Source organism: Pseudomonas sp. OG7 (assembly GCF_014192825.1).
Lineage (GTDB): Bacteria > Pseudomonadota > Gammaproteobacteria > Pseudomonadales > Pseudomonadaceae > Aquipseudomonas > Aquipseudomonas monteilii.
In genome coordinates, this window is record NZ_JACHYK010000002.1 from 709,046 (window position 1) to 726,576 (window position 17,531).

A 17,531-nucleotide genomic window follows, 5' to 3' on the forward strand; every position below is an offset into this window, starting at 1 on the left:
AGGCCGGTAAGCCCGACAGAGGTCTGGGCTCAGAACTGCACATCCAGTATCACACTGTCGGAATAGGTCGCCGCTGGCGGCGTAGCCTGGTCCGTGTAGACCTTGGCGTTATAGTTGAACACCTGGCTGCCGATACCGGTACCCGCCCCGGGGTTGACGTCTGCATCGGTACTGGCACGTCGTGCCGCCCCCGATGAGCCCCAGCGCACCGTCCCGGCACTCTTGAAAATGTCGTAGGCCAGGTAGTTGTTGGCCGATGACTTCATTCGCCGCCGGCCACCGGAGACGTTCTGCCCGTCGTCCAGCCCCACGGTGTAGTTGCTGCCCTTGGTGCACGACACGTTAAGGCTCTGGCTCACCGTACCGAACCCTGCGACCACCGGCGCGCTGCTGAAGCTGATGTCGGGGGTGGTAATCTGGCAATCGTTGGTCACGGTCAGGCTCACGTTCAAGGTCTTGGTGCCCGAACCAACGTCACGCCCCAGGCATATTCCAAGCGCGCCAATCCCCGAACAGTAATCCCAGCTCCAGGCCACGGTCAGGTTTTCCTGATACAACCCTGCTGCAACGTTGCTACCGATCTGCGTGCGCATGTAGATCGGCACTGCCTTGGGTGTAGTGCCCCCGAGCAACCCCAACAGGTCGATAATACCGTTGCGGGCAAAGTCGTAGGCCACCCCCCGGGTGATCGGGTAACTGGTCGTGTTGTTCGCGTACAGGGTATAAGGAATGACATCGCCTGTAGGGCCGACCAACCCGCCCGAGGCAGGCGTTATCGTCGCGTAGAAATGATCACTGCTGCTGAGCAAGGTCAGTAATGAACCTGTGCACTGCAAACCGGAGTTCAGGGTCGACGCAGTCTGCACCGTGGTGCGAACCTGCGTTGAATTCAGACTGCCAAACGCTGCTGGCAACGTTGCTACCGACGAGCAAAGGGCCCAGGAGGTACCCGCTGGCAACAGCAGCACGCTCGCCCACAGGACACGCAGCCAGCCACTCATCGGCACACCAACGGGCCAATCAAGGGTATCGAGCCTTGTGCTTCGGGCAGGTCGAAGGCCACCTGGCACTGCCCGCCCCCTTCGATCTGCACCTGCAGGCGGTTGTGCTCCGACAGGTTCTCCAGGTATACCAATCCGTCCCAACCCACCACGGCCTGGCTGCCACTTTGCTCGTGGGTGACCCGGCTGCCCAGCTTGAGCACCTGCTGGTTGCCGTCCACCAGCTCGACGCTGGCCGCCATCACACGCTTGAGCGGGAACTCCAGCAAATAACCGCTGCCCCGGCGCACCGCCACGCGCTGTTCAACCTCAGCAGCAAGCACGTCCGGTGGCAGGTCCATGGGGTCGATTTCGTACTTGCCGCGGTAGTACCCGCTGCTGTATGGCACAAGCAAATGACCTTTGGAATCGGTACGGCCGATTTCCTGGTTCTCGTAGCGTACCGGTACATCGGCATAACCTGTAGTACTCACTACCACAAACGCATCGTCAATGCGGTTGGCGGCGAAAACGCCCGCATCCATCCACACCAGCGAGCCACTGGCGTCGGCCCAGCGGGTCATCTCGCCGCTGCTGCCATACACCCCGGCCTGCAACTGCACCGATTGCAGCCGCCAGGTAACGTCAGCCTGGCGGTAGGCATCGCGGTCACTGCCTGCGGCGTAACCGAGGTTATAGCCAACGCCGACGCCGGCCGGTACCGCATGGCTGTAGTTGACCCGTTGCAGGCGCTCGCCTTCCTTGCTCTGCTCCATACTCAACGCCAGGGTGCCGTGCAGGTCGAACGGGATCACCAGCTGCGCCTGCACCGCCCACTGGCTATCACCCACTTCGCGGTTAGCCGACAGGTACACGCTGCTGCTGCCCCACAACGGTTTGCTGTAACTCAGGTTGATCAGACGGGTTCGCGTGCCGTCACCGGCGCGCACATCGAAATAGCCGGCACCTATGCTGCCGTACTCGTTCAGGTTGAGGCTCAGGGTGACCTGCTCGCTGCTTTTGCTCAGTTGCATGTCCGGGGAATCGACCCGCGTCAGGTCGGCATAATCGCCATGGCGTTGCAGGCGCTGGTAGCTGAAGCCGATGCGCTGGCTGTTGTACTGGTAACCCAAGGCGACCTGGTGGCCCTTCTCGCCGTCGAAGCGGCTTTGCGCCAAGGCAGCGTTGAGCACCCCGTAGTTGCCCAGCCGCATGTTGCCGCCCAGGCCGCCCAGCATCAGCGATTCGGAGGTTTCGGCATGGGTTTCCAAAGTGAAGGTGTCGCTGAGCCCGTAGCGCAGGCTGCCCGAAGCCACGCCTGGGCCATAAGCAAAATCGCGCACGGCGTAATCACGTCGCAAGCTACCTGCCGCCATCGAATAGTCCGACAGCCCTTTTTGCAGCAGGCTACTGGTGACGTAAAACGGCAAAGTGGTCGACACCTGCCGTCCCAAAGAATCAGTAGTGACCACCACCGCTTCCCCCGCGCCATTGATGAAGGGGACATTGGTCAAGGTGTATGGACCCGGTTGCAACTCGGTGGTGCTGGACTTGTAGCCATTGATGAACAGGTCCAGCGACGTCGGAACCGCCGCTTCACCCGCGAATGCCGGTAACGGGTACGTCACCAGGTCGGGGCGTGCACCGAAATCACGCGACAACTGAAGCCCCCCTACCCGTACCGAACTGCTCCAGGGCAAGGCACCGGTAACAAAATCACCCATTTCATACGTGAGCAGGCGCTGCTCGTCGGTAAGGCGCCAAGTGGTGTCGTAACGCATGAACCCCTGGCGTGTTGCATCCGCCTGTGCGCCATTGAACGACTGGCGCCACTGCCCGGTGCTGGAAAACGTGCCCCAACTGTCGAACAGGCGCAGCTCGTTCCAGGCGGCCAGGTAGGTACCGCCATCATCGGTGTCGTTCAGGTACAGGTCGTAGTTGAACAAGGCGCCGAAGCTGCTGCGGGCATCACTGGCCGGGTACAGGTTGTGGTCGCCGACCTGTTGATCGGGCAGCCAGGCCGGCGGCACCTGCAGCAGCAAGCGCTGGTTCTGGCTGTCGTAGTCGGTGTGCAACCCTGCGATGCCTTCCAGTGCCACTTCGCCCTGGGGGTTGCCCGGCAGCGAAATACCGGCCGCGCGCAACACCTCGCTGTCCAGGTACAACTGCCCGGCCCGCTGCTGCACCGGCACCAGTTCAGCCCTGGGCATCTGGTTTACCAGCAGGTCGAGGTACAGCGTGGCATCGGCGGTGGCGGACATCTCCGTAGGCGGCGGGGGCAGGTCGTCGGCCAGCGCCAGGCAGGGGCCAGCCATGGCCAGCCCCAGGCACCAGCGGCGCGTCGTCGCCGTCAGCCATTTCACACACGGTTTCCAACCATTGCCGGGTCCTCCCTGGCCCCTGCACTGCATTCGGTTGCTGGCTCATTGGCCTTGGCGGATGGCGTCCGCCGAGCCTTGGCCGTTGACCCGGCCCTTGAGCACGCTGGTGCTGCCGGGCGCCACGGGTGCCGGCCAACGCATGCTGGCACCCGGCAGCACATAGCCCAGCAAGCCCTCGGCCAACGGTTTGCTCTGGCTGCCTTGCTGCACCACCACATCGGTCAGGCGCGCATGCACCGGGCCTGTGTTGCGCAGCTCAACGTAGGGCTTGCCCTGCACGGTCACCGGGCGCCAGGTGAGTTGCGGCTTGCCAACGCCCTCGGCATTGCGCCTGCCCTCGGTGTCGGCCTTGCCCCACAGGCCTTCGCCGTAGACGAACAGAGGCACCGAATAGCGCATCTGCAGGCGAATTGCCGCAGTGGCGCCTGGCTCGGCCTTGTCCACAGCAATGGCGGGCGGGATTTCGTCGATGATGATGCGGTAGGCCTGCTCCTGACCGGCCGGTGACGGGCCGGTGCGGGTAAGGCGGATGAGCTGCTTTTGCCCAGGGGCGATGTTGGCCACCGGCGGGCTGCCGATGATTTCACGCTGCGCCTGGAACTGTTCCTGATAATCGCCCTGGCGCCAGGCGAATACCCGTACCTGCAGGTTGGCCGGCGCCGTGCCGCGGTTTTCAAGCCACAGGGCACCGGCCTTCTGATCAGCCTCCAACACCGGGTCGATCGGCCAGATCAGCACCGAAGTCGCCGCTCCGGCTGGCAGGCTCGCCAGCCACGATAACCCGATCAATCCATGCGCCCACTTCGCGCCTTGCCGCATGCAACTCTCCTTAGACACGTGTCGTTGGTGGCGCTGGCACTCACCAGGTCACCGTCACTTGCACCACATCGGTGTAGGTCCCCGCTGGCAGCGTGCCGCTCAGCTGAACCCGCCCGTAAACCGGCAGTTTGATCGCTGTCGGGTCGGAATAGCTCACGGCCACACTCGTGCCGATGCCCAACGTCTGGCTGTAGGCCGCGTCCCGGTAAAGCTGGTAGGCCAGCAGCTGCGGGCCGCTCGTGCGCTTGAGGTTGCGCGTGCCACTCGCACTGTTCTGCCCACCATCCACGCTCATGTTCATGGCAACGCCGGGGGTGCACTGGAACGTGACCGTGGTGCCACCCAGCGAGGTGCTCAGGGTGCTGGTGGACAACGCAGACTGCGTACCATAGTCCAGCGTTCCATAACTGGTGACGCCCCCCACCACCAGGCAACCGGCAACAATCTGTGCCGTCACGGTGAAGGTGCTGGTAGTCACCGCGCTCAACGGTGTAGCCAGGAGCAAACCGGTGCCCGTAAGGCCCCACGTCAACCAGCGGCGCATGGTTCAGAACGACAGCTCAACCGAAATCGTGTCGCTGTACACCCCAGCTGGCAAACCCGCCTTGCCCACGGCCTTGCCGTACAGGTTGACGGTCTGGGCCACACCCGTACTGGTGGGCAGGGTGATGGTGCCGTCGATTGCCAGCAACGTTGTACGCCCCGAGTCGGTATACAGGTCGTAAGGTACAAAGTTGCCAGCGCCGTCAGCGAGGGCACGCGTGCCACCGCTCGACTGGCCGTCGTGCAGGCCCGCACGTACCTTGACCACCGGCACCGTACCGGCCGAGCACAGAATGCTCATGGCGCCGCCCCCGCCCCCCAGTACCTGGGCATTTGCGGTAGTGAACAGGGCATCCTGGGTGCCAAAGTTCAAGGCACCGAAGTTAAGCCCCGATGTACCCGAACTACCGTTGACCTGGCACGCGGCAATCAAGGTCAGCGTCGAGGTGATATTCCCGGTTACCGTCGCCGCCTGGGCCTGGGAGGCCAGCGCGAGGCAAAGGCCTGCAAGCATGCAGCGTGAGAGGTTCGTTCGCATCGGAGTCTCCTTGCGTAGTTACCAGTCCAGGGTCACTCTGAGGGTGTCGCGGTACAGCCCGGCCGGCAGCGCGCGACGTTGCGCCACTACCACTCCGTAGATGGGAATCGGGATCTGCCGGGTGCTATTGATGGTGAAGGCGCGTGCCTGGCCGATGGCGTAGCGGCTGTTGCCACCCGGGTCGACCGCCAGTTGATAAGGGATCAGTTCACGGCCGTTGCTCAGTCGGCGAATGCCGTCGTCGCCATTCAGGCCACCGTTGATCCGCACGTTGAACGCCCGTACCTCAGGCGTGCAACTGATCTGCAGGCTGCCCTCGCCGCTTGCTTCGTCAACCCGGCTGCGCAGCGGCTGGTCCCAGTTCGGGCCACGTTCACCGAAATCCAGCAGCCCCGGGTTACCCAGTACGGCCGGTTGAGTGTCGTTGCTGCTGATCTGGCAGGCCGCGCTGATCACCAGCCGCGCCTGGATGAAACCGGTGGTGCTGCCGTGCGCCGCACCGCCAGTTACCAGCAATGGCCCAAGGGTGAGTAACAGGATGGAAGTACGGTTCATGGCATGGCGTCCTTGTGCATGGCGGCGTCCCTACCAGGTGACCGTGACTTTGAGCAGGTCGGCATACGCGCCTGCGCTCGGTACCCAGGCCAGCTTGTCGATGCGCGCGTACAACGGCAGTTCGGCCGAACCACTACTGGGCACCCTCGCCGATTGAGCCACGCCGACTACCAGCGGCTCGCGCCAAGCCGCGTCGCGGTAAACGCGGTAGGGAATGGGCCGGGCCGAACGGTCGCTGCTGGCGAGGTAGCGCAACTCGCCAACGCCGCCATGCTGGCCGCCATCGACGCGTATCTGGTAAGGGGTGTCGGGGTTGCACTCCAGGCGCGGCGGGCGCTGGCTCAGCAATACGCCACTGAGCGGTGCGTCCGGGCCGTCCAGGCGCGCTGTTACCCCTAGGTCTATTCGCCCCAGGGCCTGGGCTCCCGCATCGCGTGCCTGGGTAACCAGCATGCAGCCACGCTGCACCAGCACCCGCACTTCCACGAGAAAATCCGCTGCCACGGTACTGCCGCTGAACAACAGGCCCAACAGCACGGCCACCAAGCGCTCCGTCACCTTGTTATCCTTGTCGTTACGTCCTGAATTGAGCGTAGCAGCGAGGCAGCGCGACCGTGGTGGCATCAAGCCATTTTTTTGTATTAGCGATAAAGCGATACCGCCCCGTCAAAAAAAACCAGCACCGCGTAGAACCCCTCGCTACCCAATGCCTCCAATGGCCAGAGGCCGGTAAAACTGCTGATATTCTGTTAGGGTGACACACCTTATCCTGTGCCATACAGGGACGGACAAGACAGGAGCGTTTTCACTGATGACTGCAGACAACACGCTGGAAGAAGCCATGGAACGCTGTGCCCGGGAACCGATCCACGTGCCGAGCAGCATCCAGCCCCACGGTTTCTTGCTGGTGCTGGATGCCACCGACCTGTGCGTGCTGCAGGCCAGTGAAAATGTCGAACAGTGGCTGGGTTTGCCGGCCCGGGAACTGATCGGTTGCCAATTCACCCACCTGGTCGGCGACGGTTTTGACCTACGCGCGCAGCTCGCGCGCATACCCGACGATGAAATCTTCCCTTTTCACATAGGCGACGTGCGCTTGCGCCAAGGCGCGCCGTTCAGCACCCCGTTGCACCTGCTGGTGCACTGTCACGACGACGTGCTGGTGGCCGAGCTCGAACCCCCACGCCTGCCACCGGACCTGGTCGGGCAAGGCGACTACTACCCACTGGTGCGCAGCTTCGTTGGCAGCCTTCAGCTGGCCAGCAGCCTTGAAGACCTGCTGCAGCAAACGGTGCTGCAACTCAAGCGCATCACCGGTTTTGGCCGGGTCAAGGCGTACCGTTTCGATGCCGATGGCAACGGCCAGGTGCTGGCCGAGGTGGCCGACCCGGGCTACCCCCGTTACCTGGGCCTATGCTTCCCGGCTGCAGACATCCCGCGCCAGGCGCGCGAGCTGTACCGGATGAACCGCATCCGCGTGATCGAAGATGCCAACTACCAACCCTCGCCCCTGCACCCGGCCACCAACCCGCGTACCGGCAAGGCACTGGACATGAGTTTTGCCACGCTGCGCAGCGTGTCACCGGTGCACCTGCAATACATGCGCAACATGGGCACGCTGGCGTCGATGTCGTTGTCGATCGTGGTCGACGGTGAACTGTGGGGGCTGGTGTCCTGCCACCATGAGCAGCCGCGCGCAGTGGACCTGCGTACCCGCACGGCCAGCGAGCTGCTGGCCAGCGTGCTGTCGCTGCAGATCGAGTCCCGCGAGGCGCATGCCAGCACACGCAAGCTGCTGGCGCTGCGCCAACACATCGTGCGCATGATCTCGTCCATGGCCGACCATGACAGCGTCAGCGACGGCCTGCGCGACCTGCCCCATGTGCTACTGGCCTTTGCCGATGCGCAGGGTGCCGCCGTGATCTCGGCCGAACGCTGCGACCTGATCGGCAAGACCCCGCCCGAAGCCCAGGTGACCGCGCTGGTACACTGGCTTGGCCAGCGCGGTGCAGACACCGTGTTCCACAGTGACAACCTGCGCCGTGACATCACCGACCTGCCCGAGCTGGCCGCCCATGCGGGCGGTGTGCTGGCGGTGGCCATCTCGCAGATCCACTCGCACTACCTGCTGTGGTTTCGCCCCGAGCAGGTGCGCACGGTGAACTGGGCTGGCCAGCCGACCAAGCAGGCCGGGCCGCAGGGCAACCTCGACCCGCGGCACAGTTTCGAACGCTGGCAGGAAGAACTGCGCGACTACTGCGAGCCCTGGGACCCGCTGGTGATCGAGGGCGTGATGGAGTTGCGCAGCGCGGTGCTGGGCATTGTGTTGCGCAAGGCCGAAGAGCTGGCGCAACTGGCAGGCGAGCTGCGCCGTTCGAACAAAGAGCTTGAAGCATTTTCATACAGCGTGTCCCACGACCTGCGCGCCCCCTTGCGGCACATTGCCGGCTACACCGAACTGCTCGGCGAAATCGAAGGCCAGGGTCTGAGCGAACGCGGCAAGCGCTACCTTCAGCATATCGGAGAAGCAGCGCACTTCGCCGGCAGCCTGGTGGACAACCTGCTCAACTTCTCGCAAATGGGCCGCTCGGCCTTGCGCCTGTCCGACGTCGACCTCAACACGCTGGTCGATGCGATTCGCAGCGAGCTGGCGCCGGATTACGAAGGCCGCGCAATCGTTTGGGACATTGCTGAACTGCCCAAGGTGATCGGCGATCCGGCATTCATCAACATGGCCTTGCACAACCTGATCGCCAATGCCATCAAGTACACGCGTGGCCGTAACCCCGCGCACATTGGCATCCGCGCGGTACAGCACCCTGACGAAACCGAAATCATCATCGTCGATAATGGCGTAGGCTTCGACATGGCCTACGCCAACAAGCTGTTCGGGGTGTTCCAGCGCCTGCACCGCATGGAGGACTTCGAAGGCACCGGGATTGGCCTGGCCAGCGTACGTCGTATCATCGAGCGCCATGACGGCCGGGTCTGGGCCACTGGCCAGATCGACCAGGGTGCCAGCTTCCACTTCACCCTGCCACACCACCCCGCATCCACCTGAGGCACCACTATCACCATGCTCAAACCCATCCTGCTGGTCGAAGACAACCCAAGGGACCTGGAGCTGACGCTGCTGGCCCTGGAGCGTAGCCAGTTGGCCAACGAAGTCATCGTGCTGCGCGACGGCGCCGATGCCCTGGACTACCTGCTGCGCCGCAATGTCTATGCCGATCGCGACGACGGCAACCCTGCCGTGCTGCTACTGGACCTGAAACTGCCCAAGGTCGATGGCCTTGAAGTGCTCAAGGCAGTTCGTACCACACCTGAACTGCGCAGCATCCCCACGGTCATGCTGACCTCCTCGCGGGAGGAGCCCGACCTGCTGCGCGCCTACGAGTTGGGGGTGAACGCGTATGTGGTCAAACCGGTGGAATTCAAGGAATTCGTCGCCGCCATCTCCGACCTCGGGGTATTCTGGGCAGTGCTCAACGAACCGCCACCCGGCTCACTGCGGCTGAACCGTCGCGGTAGCAACTGAGGCCGCCGCAACGATGCAGCAAACGCCGTTGAAAATACTGATGGTCGAGGACAGCTCGATGGACGCCGAGCTGACCCTGATGCGCCTGGAGCGCAGCGGGCTGAATGTGCAGCACCGGCTGGTGTTCGACCATTGGGGTGTCGAACATGCCCTGCGTGAGGCCCACTATGACCTGATCCTGTGCGACTGCGTGCTGCCAGGCTCGTCCGGCACCGAGGTGCTGGCCATCGCCCAACGCCTGGCGCCAGCCGTACCGTTCATTTTCCTGTCCGGCATCTATGGCGAAGAGCACGCGGTGGAAATGATCCGCCTCGGCGCCACCGACTATGTGCTGAAGAAAAACTTGCCGCTGCTGCCCAAGGCCGTGCGCCGGGCCCTGACCGAGGTGCAGGAACGCCAGCGCCGGCGCCGCGCCGAAGAGGCACTGGCAGATGTCGAAGCCCGTGCCCGCATCGCCATCGACGCCGCCGGCATGGGCACCTGGGACCTGCGCCCGCAAGAAGGCCTGCTGCTGTGGGACGACCGCTGCAAGACGCTGTTCGGCCTGCCCACCAGCACCGAAATGAGCCTTGACGTGTTCTACGCCGGCATCTACCCCGACGACCTGCCACTGGTGCGCGAGGCGGTGGAGCACGCCATGCGCCCGGAAAGCGGGGGCCACTACCGGGTCGAGTTCCGTATTGCCCAACCCAACGGGCTGGAGCCACGCTGGTTGCTTAGCAGCGGCCAGTGCCAGTTCGTCAACGACCAGTGCGTGCGTTTTTCCGGCGTACTGCAGGACATCCACACCCAGCGCCTGGCCACCCAGGCGCTGCGCCAGCTCAACGAGATGCTGGGCGAGCGGGTGGAACGCCGCACCCGTGAACGCGACCGCGCCTGGGAGCTGTCGCAGGACCTGCTGGCCGTGCTCAACAAGGACCTGACCCCAGTCGCACTCAACCCCGCCTGGGAAGCCAGCCTGGGCTTCTCCCGCGAGCGCCTGAGCCAGTCCTCCTTGCTGCACCTGCTGCCCGAGCACGACCAGGAACTGTTGCTTACCGAGCTGGCCGCCCTCGCCCACGGCCGCACCAGTGCCCGCTTCGTCGGGCGCATCCAGCACGCCGGTGGGCAGCAGCGCTGGCTGTCGTGGGTGGTGGTGCCCGAGGACACCTTGCTGTACGTGGTGGCGCGTGACATTACCAGCGAGCGCGAAGCCGCCCTTGGCCTGGCAGAAGCCAACACGCGCCTGCGCGAGCAGATCAACGAGCGCGAACGCATCGAGGCGGCGCTGCAGCAGATGCAACGGCTGGAAGCGGTCGGCCAGCTGACCGCAGGCGTGGCCCACGACTTCAACAACCTGCTGACGGTAATCCTCACCGGCGCCAGCTTTCTCGAGCGCGACCTGGCCAAGGCCAACCTGGACAAAGCCCGCACGCGCCTCACGCACATCCGCGAAGCCGGCGAGCGTGGCGCCAAGCTGACTTCACAGCTGCTGGCGTTTTCCCGCCGTCAGCGCCTGGATCCCGTGCCGCTGAACCTCAATCGCACCCTGACCGGCCTGGAAGAACTGCTAAGCCGCACCTTGGGCGGTAACATCTCGGTACGCCTGGACCTGGATCCGGCCCTGTGGCAGGCCCTGACCGACCCTACCCAGACCGAAATGATCATCCTCAACCTGGCGATCAATGCCCGCGATGCCATGCCCGATGGCGGCCAGCTGACCCTGACCACTCACAATACCTGCATCGATACCCGCCCACAGCGCCCCGAAGACCCGGAGCCTGGGGAATACGTGATGCTGAGCATCCGCGATACCGGCTGCGGCATGAGCGAAGACGTGCTGGCCAAGGTGTTCGAGCCGTTCTTTACCACCAAGGACATCGGCAAGGGCTCCGGCCTTGGCCTGGCCCAGGTGTTCGGCTTTGCCAAACAGTCCGGGGGCGGCGTGCGCATCGACACCGTACCTGGCCGTGGCACGCAAGTGGCGGTGTATCTGCCGGCGGTCAAGGAGCAGGCCATGAGCGAACCGGCCGTACCGCTGCTCAGGCAGCCGGTCAGCGACAGTGGCCGCAACCGTACGGTGCTGCTGGTGGATGATGACCACCTGGTGCGCGACATGCTGGGCGACGTGTTGCGCCAGTACGGCTACCAGGTGCGCCAGGCGCACAGCGGCGAACAGGCCCTGGTCCTGCTGGATGGGGAAATCGACCTGCTGCTTACCGATTTCGCCATGCCCGAGTTCAACGGCGCGCAGTTGGCGCTGGCGGCCCGTGACCGCTACCCGCACCTGCCGGTGGTGTTTCTTACCGGTTATGCGGAGTTGCAGGGCCTGGAATTACCGCGCAGCGTGGTCATCCAGAAGCCCGTGCAGGCGGATGAGCTGGCCAGGGTGCTGAATGAAATGCTGGGGATTGCAGGTTAGTTGAGAGCGGCACAAGGCCGCTCTACAGACATCGCGCAAAAACGACAAAAACGACAAAACCCAGCGCTCATCTTTCCAGGCACCGGGTGATATACGTTTGAATCTGAAAAATGGCAGGGGCGGCTGGATTCGAACCAACGCATGGCAGGATCAAAACCTGCTGCCTTACCGCTTGGCGACGCCCCTGTATCGGATGCAGCGCTTGCTGCTCTGACAATTCCAACTGAGTGACAACTGGGTTGTTGTCTTGGAATGCGCGGCACTTTAACAACAAAGTTTTGATCTGTGAAGCCCCCTGATGAAAAAAATTGCCAGAAAACAGCGAGTTAGTCATTTTCGCCCGCGCTGATGCCAGACCTATCGCATGAAGCGATCATTGCCGGCCACTTTCCGTATTAGTCAAAATGGCCGCCCTCGGGCAAGCTGCACGCTGCCCCGCCATCACCCAAGGAGCTGTGCATTTGTCTGCCTGGATCCCCGCCCCACTTCGCCAGCTTGGCCAACGCCTGCGTGGCGCCGAAGCCAACAACAGTGAACTGCTCGACTGGTTCGAGGAAAAAGCCCGCAGCCGGGGTTACCAGCTGAGTGATGGCCAGCGACGGGTGATCCAGTGCATGGCCACACAACTGGCACAGCTCGAACAAGGGCAAGCACGCAGCCTTTACCTGTACGGCTCGGTGGGACGCGGCAAGAGCTGGCTGCTCGATGGCTTTTTCCAGGCGGTGCCGGTAGAAGCCAAACTGCGCCTGCACTTTCATGACTTCTTTGCCCGCTTGCACCAGGGCATGCACCACCACCGGGCATTGGACGATGCACTGGGCGCCACACTCGATGAGCTGGTGGGCAATTGCCGGGTGCTGTGCTTCGATGAGTTCCATGTGCATGACATTGGCGATGCCATGCTGCTCACCCGGTTGTTCAACGCCTTGTTCGCCCGTGGCGTGTTCCTGCTGGTGACCTCCAATTACGCCCCTGAGGGCTTGCTGCCCAACCCGCTGTACCACGAGCGTTTCCTGCCCGTGATCCGCCTGATCAACAGCGCTATGCAAGTGCTGGAGGTAGGCGGCGATACGGATTTTCGCAGCCTGCCGGCCAACCGCGAGCACCAGCGTTTCACCCAGGGCCATTATGTGTGGCCAGGCGATGCCGCGCAGCGCCAGGCGCTGAACGTGCCGCGCGAACAGCCGGTGATGCTGGAGGTGAACAAGCGCCCACTACGCGCACTGGCCATCGACGGCCGGCGGGTGGTGCTCGGGTTTGACGACTTGTGCGAAAAGGCCACGGCGGTGATCGACTACCTGGTGCTGGCGCAGCAGTATGATGAGTGGATCATTGATGGGCTGGATGACTTGGCGGAGTGTTCGCTGGCAGCCCAGCAGCGCTTCGTCAACCTGGTGGATGTGCTGTATGACCAGGACCGCCAAGTGACGGTGATTGGCAAGCGACCGCTGGAAGAGAGCCTGGGCGGGCCGCTTGCCGACCTGATGCGAACCCGCAGCCGGTTGGGGCAACTGCATCAGGTAGCCCCTTAGATCTCCATTGCCTGATACGGCCTTTTCGCGGGTAACCCCGCGAAGAGGCCAGAAGAGTCAGCGCATCAACCCGCCCTGGGCAAATCCGCCAGCACCCCCTCGATCTCCCCCAGCACCGCCGGGTCATCCAGGGTCGAAGGCGGCACGTAGTCCTGCCCGTCGGCAATCTTGCGCAGCACCGCCCGCAAGATCTTCCCCGACCGCGTTTTAGGCAAACGCTTCACCAGCCGAACCCGGTTGAAACAGGCCAGCGGGCCGATTGCCTCGCGCACGCTGCCCACCAGGTCCACCAGCAACTGCGCCTCGCTGATGCCCTCGCCGTCCTTGAGCACAACGAGCGCCAGCGGCACCTGCCCCTTGATCTCGTCGTGCACACCAATCACCGCGCACTCGGCCACCGCCGGGTGACAGGCCACCAGGTCTTCCATTTCGCCGGTGGACAGGCGGTGCCCGGACACGTTGATCACGTCATCCGTGCGCCCCATGATGTAGACAAAGCCATCATCGTCCAGGTAGCCGCCATCGCCTGTGTGGTAGTAACCCGGATAGGTGCGCAGGTAGGCCTGCAAATAACGCTCGTGGTCGCCCCATAGCGTCTGGCTGCACCCGGGCGGCAACGGCAGGGCAATGACAATCGAGCCTTGGTGATTAGGCCCCAGCAAGTGGCCTTCGTCATCCACGACACGCACATGGTAGCCCGGTACCGCCCGGTTGCTTGAGCCCGGCTTGGCCGCGCTGCCCTCCAGCCCGACGCAGGGCGCAGTGACCGGCCAGCCGGTTTCGGTCTGCCACCAATGGTCGTGCACCGGTTTGCCACTGACCCGCTCCAGCCATTCATGGGTGCTTGAGTCGAGCTTCTCACCCGCCAGGAACAGCTGGCGCAGCGAGCTGAGATCGTGCTTGCGGATCAGCTCGCCCTCCGGGTCTTCCTTGCGGATGGCACGCATGGCGGTGGGCGCACAGAACAGCGCATTGACTTTGTATTGCTCCACCACCCGCCAGTAGGCCGAGGCGTCCGGGGTGCGGATCGGCTTGCCTTCGTAGAACACCGTGGTGCAGCCGCTCATCAACGGCCCGTAGACGATCAGCGAATGGCCGACCACCCAGCCCACGTCGGAAATGCCCCACCATACATCGCCGGCCTGCATGCCATAGATATGGCGCATGGCATAGCACAGCGCCACAGCATTACCGCCGTTTTCCCGGACGATACCCTTGGGTTTGCCGGTGGTGCCCGAGGTGTACATGATGTACAGCGGGTCACCGGCATCCAGTTCGACCGGGGCGACCGGCGTGGCGCCGGCCAAGGCCGCCTGCCAGTCCAGGTCGCGGCCTGGTTGCAGTTCAGCTTGTGCCTGCGGCCGTTGCAGCACCAGCACATTGCGCGGCTGGTGCCGGGCCAGTTGCAGGGCACGGTCGACCAGCGGCTTGTAGGCAATTACCCGGTCGAACTCCAGCCCGCAGGATGCCGTGAGCAACAGCGCCGGCCGGGCGTCATCGATACGCAGCGCCAGCTCGTTGGCGGCAAAGCCACCGAACACCACCGAGTGCACCGCTCCAATGCGCGCGCAGGCCAGCATGGCCATGGCCGCCTGCGGCACCATGGGCATGTAGATGATCACACCATCGCCCTTGTTTACCCCTAGCTGGCGCAGCAAGCCGGCCAGGCGCGCCACTTCGTCGCGCAACTGGTTGTAGGTATAGGCCTGCTGCACGCCCGTCACCGGCGAGTCGTAAATCAGTGCCAGCTGCTCGCCACGGCCCTGCTCGATCTGGTGATCGAGGGCCAGGTAGCAACTGTTCAGGCGGCCATCGGCGAACCAGCGGTGGGTACCGTCGGCGTTGTCTTGAAGGATAAGGGCAGGCTTGCGGTGCCAGGCCAGGTGCGCGGCCTGTTCCGCCCAGAATGCGGCAGGGTCGGAAATGGAATGGGCGTAGCTGTGCTGATAGCTCATAGTGAAAGGAACCCGGTACTTGTTGTTATTGAAGGGCGAACCTTGAGTATGGACCGCTACAACGGCGCCGCCATGGGACTAAAGTCACAACCGACCTGCAAATTTGCAGACAACGCTAAAGCGCCCCATAACGGTGCAAAGCCTCTAGAATAGGCCACCCTTCAGCCACCGAGCAGCCCATGGACATCGAACAGGCCCGAACCTTTCTGGAAATCGTGCGTTGCGGCAGCCTGGTCGCCGCCGCCGAACGCCTGTTCGTGTCACAGACGGCCATTACCGCCCGGGTGCAGCGCCTGGAGCAGCAATTGGGCTGCCAGCTGTTCGTGCGCAGCCGCAACGGTGCCAGCCTGACGAGCGACGGCGAGGCCTTTGTCAGTTATGCCAACCAGCTGGTGCAAACCTGGGAAGCAGCGCGGCGCGACCTGCCGCTGCCTGAAGGCTGCCAGCAAGTGCTGCATGTGGGGGCAGAAGTCAGCCTGGGCAACCCGATGTTGCTTGACTGGGTCACTGCCCTGCACCGTGAACTGCCCAGCCACGCCATACGCAGCGAAGTGAGCGACGGCGAGTCGCTGCTGCGCAAGGTCGAGATGGGCCTGCTGGACGCTGCGCTGGTGTACCAGCCGACCTACGGGCCGGGCTTGCAGGTGGAACAGTTGATGGAAGAGAAACTGATCCGCGTGCGCCGCGTCGACCAACCCGAACCGTATATCTACATCGACTGGGGCGAGGCCTTCCGCCGTCGGCACGATGCCGCCCTGCCCGATTGCGCGCGCCCGGCGTTAAGCTTCAACCTCGGCCCGTTGGCTTTGCAGTTCATTCTCGACCAGGGTGGCAGCGGTTACTTCCGCACGCGGGTGGTGCAGGCATACCTGGACAGCGGTGTGTTCGAGCGGGTACCGCAGGCCCCGGAGTTCACTTACCCAACCTTCCTGGTGTATCCACGCGAACGCGACAGCGAAGCCCTTCAACAGGCCTTCGCCATCTTGCGCCGGCTGGTGGCTGCAGGCGCCAGCGACTGGTCACAGCGCTGGGACCCGGTTATCTGACGCCTCGGCTTTGCTGAGCAACTGGCGCTTGAGGCCGGCGATCAGGTCAGTCTGGGTAATCACCCCCACCAGCTGGTCGGCGTCGAGCACCGGCAGGCAGTGCAAGCCTTGTTCGCACAACAGCGGCAGCAGGCGCTCCAACGGGTGCTGGCTGCAGACACTCACCACTCGCCGGCTCATCACCTGCTCCATGCGCACCGCCTTGCGGCCAAACAGCCCGCGCCAGCTGAAACGGCCGCGCTGCATGGCCGGGCCAACCAGGTCGCTGAGGCTGACGATGCCCACCAGTTTACCGTGCTGTAATACCGGCAGGGTTTTCAGGTGGTGGCTGGCGAGCATTTTCCAGGCCTGCTCAAGGGTGGTATCGGGCGTGGCGAACTGCACGTCGCGGGACATCACCGAGGCCGCCGTAATACCGCCGAGACTGCGCTGCAAGGCATGCTGCTCGGTGGCGAGAATGATGCGCTCCAGCTCGTCACGGGTGACGTCGACGAACTCGCCCAGCTCTTCCAGGGCCTGGTCCAGGTCTTCGCTGCGGATGCCAACCCGCTCGCCGGGCAGCGGGTCATGGGTGTGGTGCAGGTCTTTGCGCGGCACCGCGCCTTTCGGGTAGCGCACGCCCGTCAGGCGGTTGTAGACAATCGCCACTGTCACCAGGATCAACGCATTGAGCAGCACCGGCTCCAGCAAGTGGTCGCCCATGGCCGTCAGCCCTGAGTCAGCCAGCACTGCACTCACCGCCACCCCGCCACCCGGCGGGTGCAGGCAGCGCAGCAGGCACATCACCAGCAGCGAGATGCCCAGGGCGGCTGCGGCTACCCACAGCTCGGGGCCGAAGCCTTCGCGCATGGCCAGGCCGACCGCGCCCGCTAGGGCATAGCTGCCCAGCACCGGCCAGGGTTGGGCCAGTGGGCCGGAATGCACGGCGAACACCAGCACAGCCGAGGCGGCCAGCGGGCCAAGCAGATGCAGGGCGATACCGGGGCCATAGGCGATGCTGGTCAGCCAGCCGGCGAGGAACAGGCCGAGCAACGCACCGATAGCGGCACGCAGCCATTCTTTTGGGGGAATATTCAGGGGCGCCGGCAACAGCCGCTGCAGACGACTTTCGGAACGCGAGGCAGGCATTTGAGTAGTCGGAATCTTTGGTTTTTCTGATTAAAAAGAAAGCCCAGCCGAGGTGGCCTGGGCCTCGTATTGCGCGTGCAATACCACAAGGGGCTCCGTCCGTGGAGAGATGGAA

General features: G+C 63.8%; 14 protein-coding genes and 1 tRNA gene. 5 read left to right on the forward strand and 10 right to left on the reverse strand.

Features of this window, described 5'->3' with window-relative positions:
* Positions 1-29: 29 nt before the first annotated feature.
* The 7 genes from FHW75_RS07645 to FHW75_RS07675 form a co-directional block, all read right to left on the reverse strand.
* A complete protein-coding gene (locus FHW75_RS07645) occupies positions 30-1,001 on the reverse strand; it encodes a spore coat U domain-containing protein (protein ID WP_019098007.1) in 972 nt (323 codons plus the stop codon).
* Positions 998-3,295, reverse strand: coding sequence for a fimbria/pilus outer membrane usher protein (locus tag FHW75_RS07650; protein ID WP_027615733.1), 2,298 nt, complete (start codon positions 3,293-3,295; stop codon positions 998-1,000). The genes FHW75_RS07645 and FHW75_RS07650 overlap by 4 nt, the downstream gene beginning before the upstream one ends.
* 108 nt (positions 3,296-3,403) lie before the next feature.
* Positions 3,404-4,180 carry a molecular chaperone gene (locus FHW75_RS07655; protein WP_025754391.1) on the reverse strand — a complete coding sequence of 259 codons (777 nt, stop codon included), beginning with the start codon at positions 4,178-4,180 and terminating at the stop codon, positions 3,404-3,406.
* 40 nt (positions 4,181-4,220) lie between these two features.
* Positions 4,221-4,724, reverse strand: a complete 504-nt coding sequence (locus FHW75_RS07660) for a spore coat U domain-containing protein (protein ID WP_027615734.1) — start codon at positions 4,722-4,724, stop codon at positions 4,221-4,223.
* A 3-nt stretch (positions 4,725-4,727) separates the two neighbouring features.
* Positions 4,728-5,261: a spore coat U domain-containing protein gene (locus FHW75_RS07665; RefSeq protein WP_019098004.1), complete on the reverse strand. Its 534-nt coding sequence runs from the start codon at positions 5,259-5,261 to the stop codon at positions 4,728-4,730.
* 18 nt (positions 5,262-5,279) lie between these two features.
* Positions 5,280-5,816, reverse strand: a complete 537-nt coding sequence (locus FHW75_RS07670; RefSeq protein WP_019098003.1) for a spore coat U domain-containing protein — start codon at positions 5,814-5,816, stop codon at positions 5,280-5,282.
* Between the two features lie 30 nt (positions 5,817-5,846).
* Complete coding sequence (locus FHW75_RS07675) at positions 5,847-6,374, reverse strand: spore coat U domain-containing protein (RefSeq protein ID WP_019098002.1); 528 nt, start codon at positions 6,372-6,374, stop codon at positions 5,847-5,849.
* Between the two features lie 253 nt (positions 6,375-6,627).
* On the opposite strand from FHW75_RS07675, the gene FHW75_RS07680 reads away from it, so the two are divergent.
* From FHW75_RS07680 to FHW75_RS07690, 3 genes are read left to right on the forward strand one after another with little or no spacing between them, the layout of a single operon-like run.
* Positions 6,628-8,877: an ATP-binding protein gene (locus FHW75_RS07680; RefSeq protein WP_019098001.1), complete on the forward strand. Its 2,250-nt coding sequence runs from the start codon at positions 6,628-6,630 to the stop codon at positions 8,875-8,877.
* 15 nt (positions 8,878-8,892) lie between these two features.
* On the forward strand, positions 8,893-9,354 hold the full coding sequence (locus tag FHW75_RS07685; protein ID WP_019098000.1) for a response regulator: 462 nt from the start codon (positions 8,893-8,895) through the stop codon (positions 9,352-9,354).
* 13 nt (positions 9,355-9,367) lie between these two features.
* Positions 9,368-11,755: a response regulator gene (locus tag FHW75_RS07690; RefSeq protein WP_019097999.1), complete on the forward strand. Its 2,388-nt coding sequence runs from the start codon at positions 9,368-9,370 to the stop codon at positions 11,753-11,755.
* A 111-nt stretch (positions 11,756-11,866) separates the two neighbouring features.
* On the opposite strand, the gene FHW75_RS07695 is transcribed toward FHW75_RS07690, so the two are convergent.
* Positions 11,867-11,941, reverse strand: a tRNA-Gln gene (locus FHW75_RS07695).
* A gap of 275 nt (positions 11,942-12,216) precedes the next feature.
* Here FHW75_RS07695 and zapE point away from each other — a divergent pair.
* Positions 12,217-13,287 (forward strand): cell division protein ZapE, encoded by a 1,071-nt coding sequence (gene zapE, locus FHW75_RS07700; RefSeq protein ID WP_019097998.1) that lies wholly within the window; start codon positions 12,217-12,219, stop codon positions 13,285-13,287.
* A gap of 65 nt (positions 13,288-13,352) precedes the next feature.
* On the opposite strand, the gene FHW75_RS07705 is transcribed toward zapE, so the two are convergent.
* Positions 13,353-15,242 (reverse strand): propionyl-CoA synthetase, encoded by a 1,890-nt coding sequence (locus FHW75_RS07705; protein WP_019097997.1) that lies wholly within the window; start codon positions 15,240-15,242, stop codon positions 13,353-13,355.
* A gap of 179 nt (positions 15,243-15,421) precedes the next feature.
* Here FHW75_RS07705 and FHW75_RS07710 point away from each other — a divergent pair, with 179 nt between their 5' ends.
* Positions 15,422-16,288, forward strand: coding sequence for a LysR family transcriptional regulator (locus tag FHW75_RS07710; protein WP_025754393.1), 867 nt, complete (start codon positions 15,422-15,424; stop codon positions 16,286-16,288).
* Here the strand turns inward: FHW75_RS07710 and FHW75_RS07715 are convergent.
* Positions 16,262-17,416 (reverse strand): HPP family protein, encoded by a 1,155-nt coding sequence (locus tag FHW75_RS07715; RefSeq protein WP_019097602.1) that lies wholly within the window; start codon positions 17,414-17,416, stop codon positions 16,262-16,264. The genes FHW75_RS07710 and FHW75_RS07715 overlap by 27 nt on opposite strands.
* Positions 17,417-17,531 lie beyond the last annotated feature (115 nt).

Coding starts and splice junctions, on each gene's coding strand:
- FHW75_RS07645 (WP_019098007.1), bottom strand. CDS start 1,001: ATGAGTGGCTGGCTGCGTGTCCTGTGGGCGAGCGTGCTGCTGTTGCCA.
- FHW75_RS07650 (WP_027615733.1), bottom strand. CDS start 3,295: ATGGCTGGCCCCTGCCTGGCGCTGGCCGACGACCTGCCCCCGCCGCCT.
- FHW75_RS07655 (WP_025754391.1), bottom strand. CDS start 4,180: ATGCGGCAAGGCGCGAAGTGGGCGCATGGATTGATCGGGTTATCGTGG.
- FHW75_RS07660 (WP_027615734.1), bottom strand. CDS start 4,724: ATGCGCCGCTGGTTGACGTGGGGCCTTACGGGCACCGGTTTGCTCCTG.
- FHW75_RS07665 (WP_019098004.1), bottom strand. CDS start 5,261: ATGCGAACGAACCTCTCACGCTGCATGCTTGCAGGCCTTTGCCTCGCG.
- FHW75_RS07670 (WP_019098003.1), bottom strand. CDS start 5,816: ATGAACCGTACTTCCATCCTGTTACTCACCCTTGGGCCATTGCTGGTA.
- FHW75_RS07680 (WP_019098001.1), top strand. CDS start 6,628: ATGACTGCAGACAACACGCTGGAAGAAGCCATGGAACGCTGTGCCCGG.
- FHW75_RS07685 (WP_019098000.1), top strand. CDS start 8,893: ATGCTCAAACCCATCCTGCTGGTCGAAGACAACCCAAGGGACCTGGAG.
- FHW75_RS07690 (WP_019097999.1), top strand. CDS start 9,368: ATGCAGCAAACGCCGTTGAAAATACTGATGGTCGAGGACAGCTCGATG.
- FHW75_RS07705 (WP_019097997.1), bottom strand. CDS start 15,242: ATGAGCTATCAGCACAGCTACGCCCATTCCATTTCCGACCCTGCCGCA.
- FHW75_RS07710 (WP_025754393.1), top strand. CDS start 15,422: ATGGACATCGAACAGGCCCGAACCTTTCTGGAAATCGTGCGTTGCGGC.
- FHW75_RS07715 (WP_019097602.1), bottom strand. CDS start 17,416: ATGCCTGCCTCGCGTTCCGAAAGTCGTCTGCAGCGGCTGTTGCCGGCG.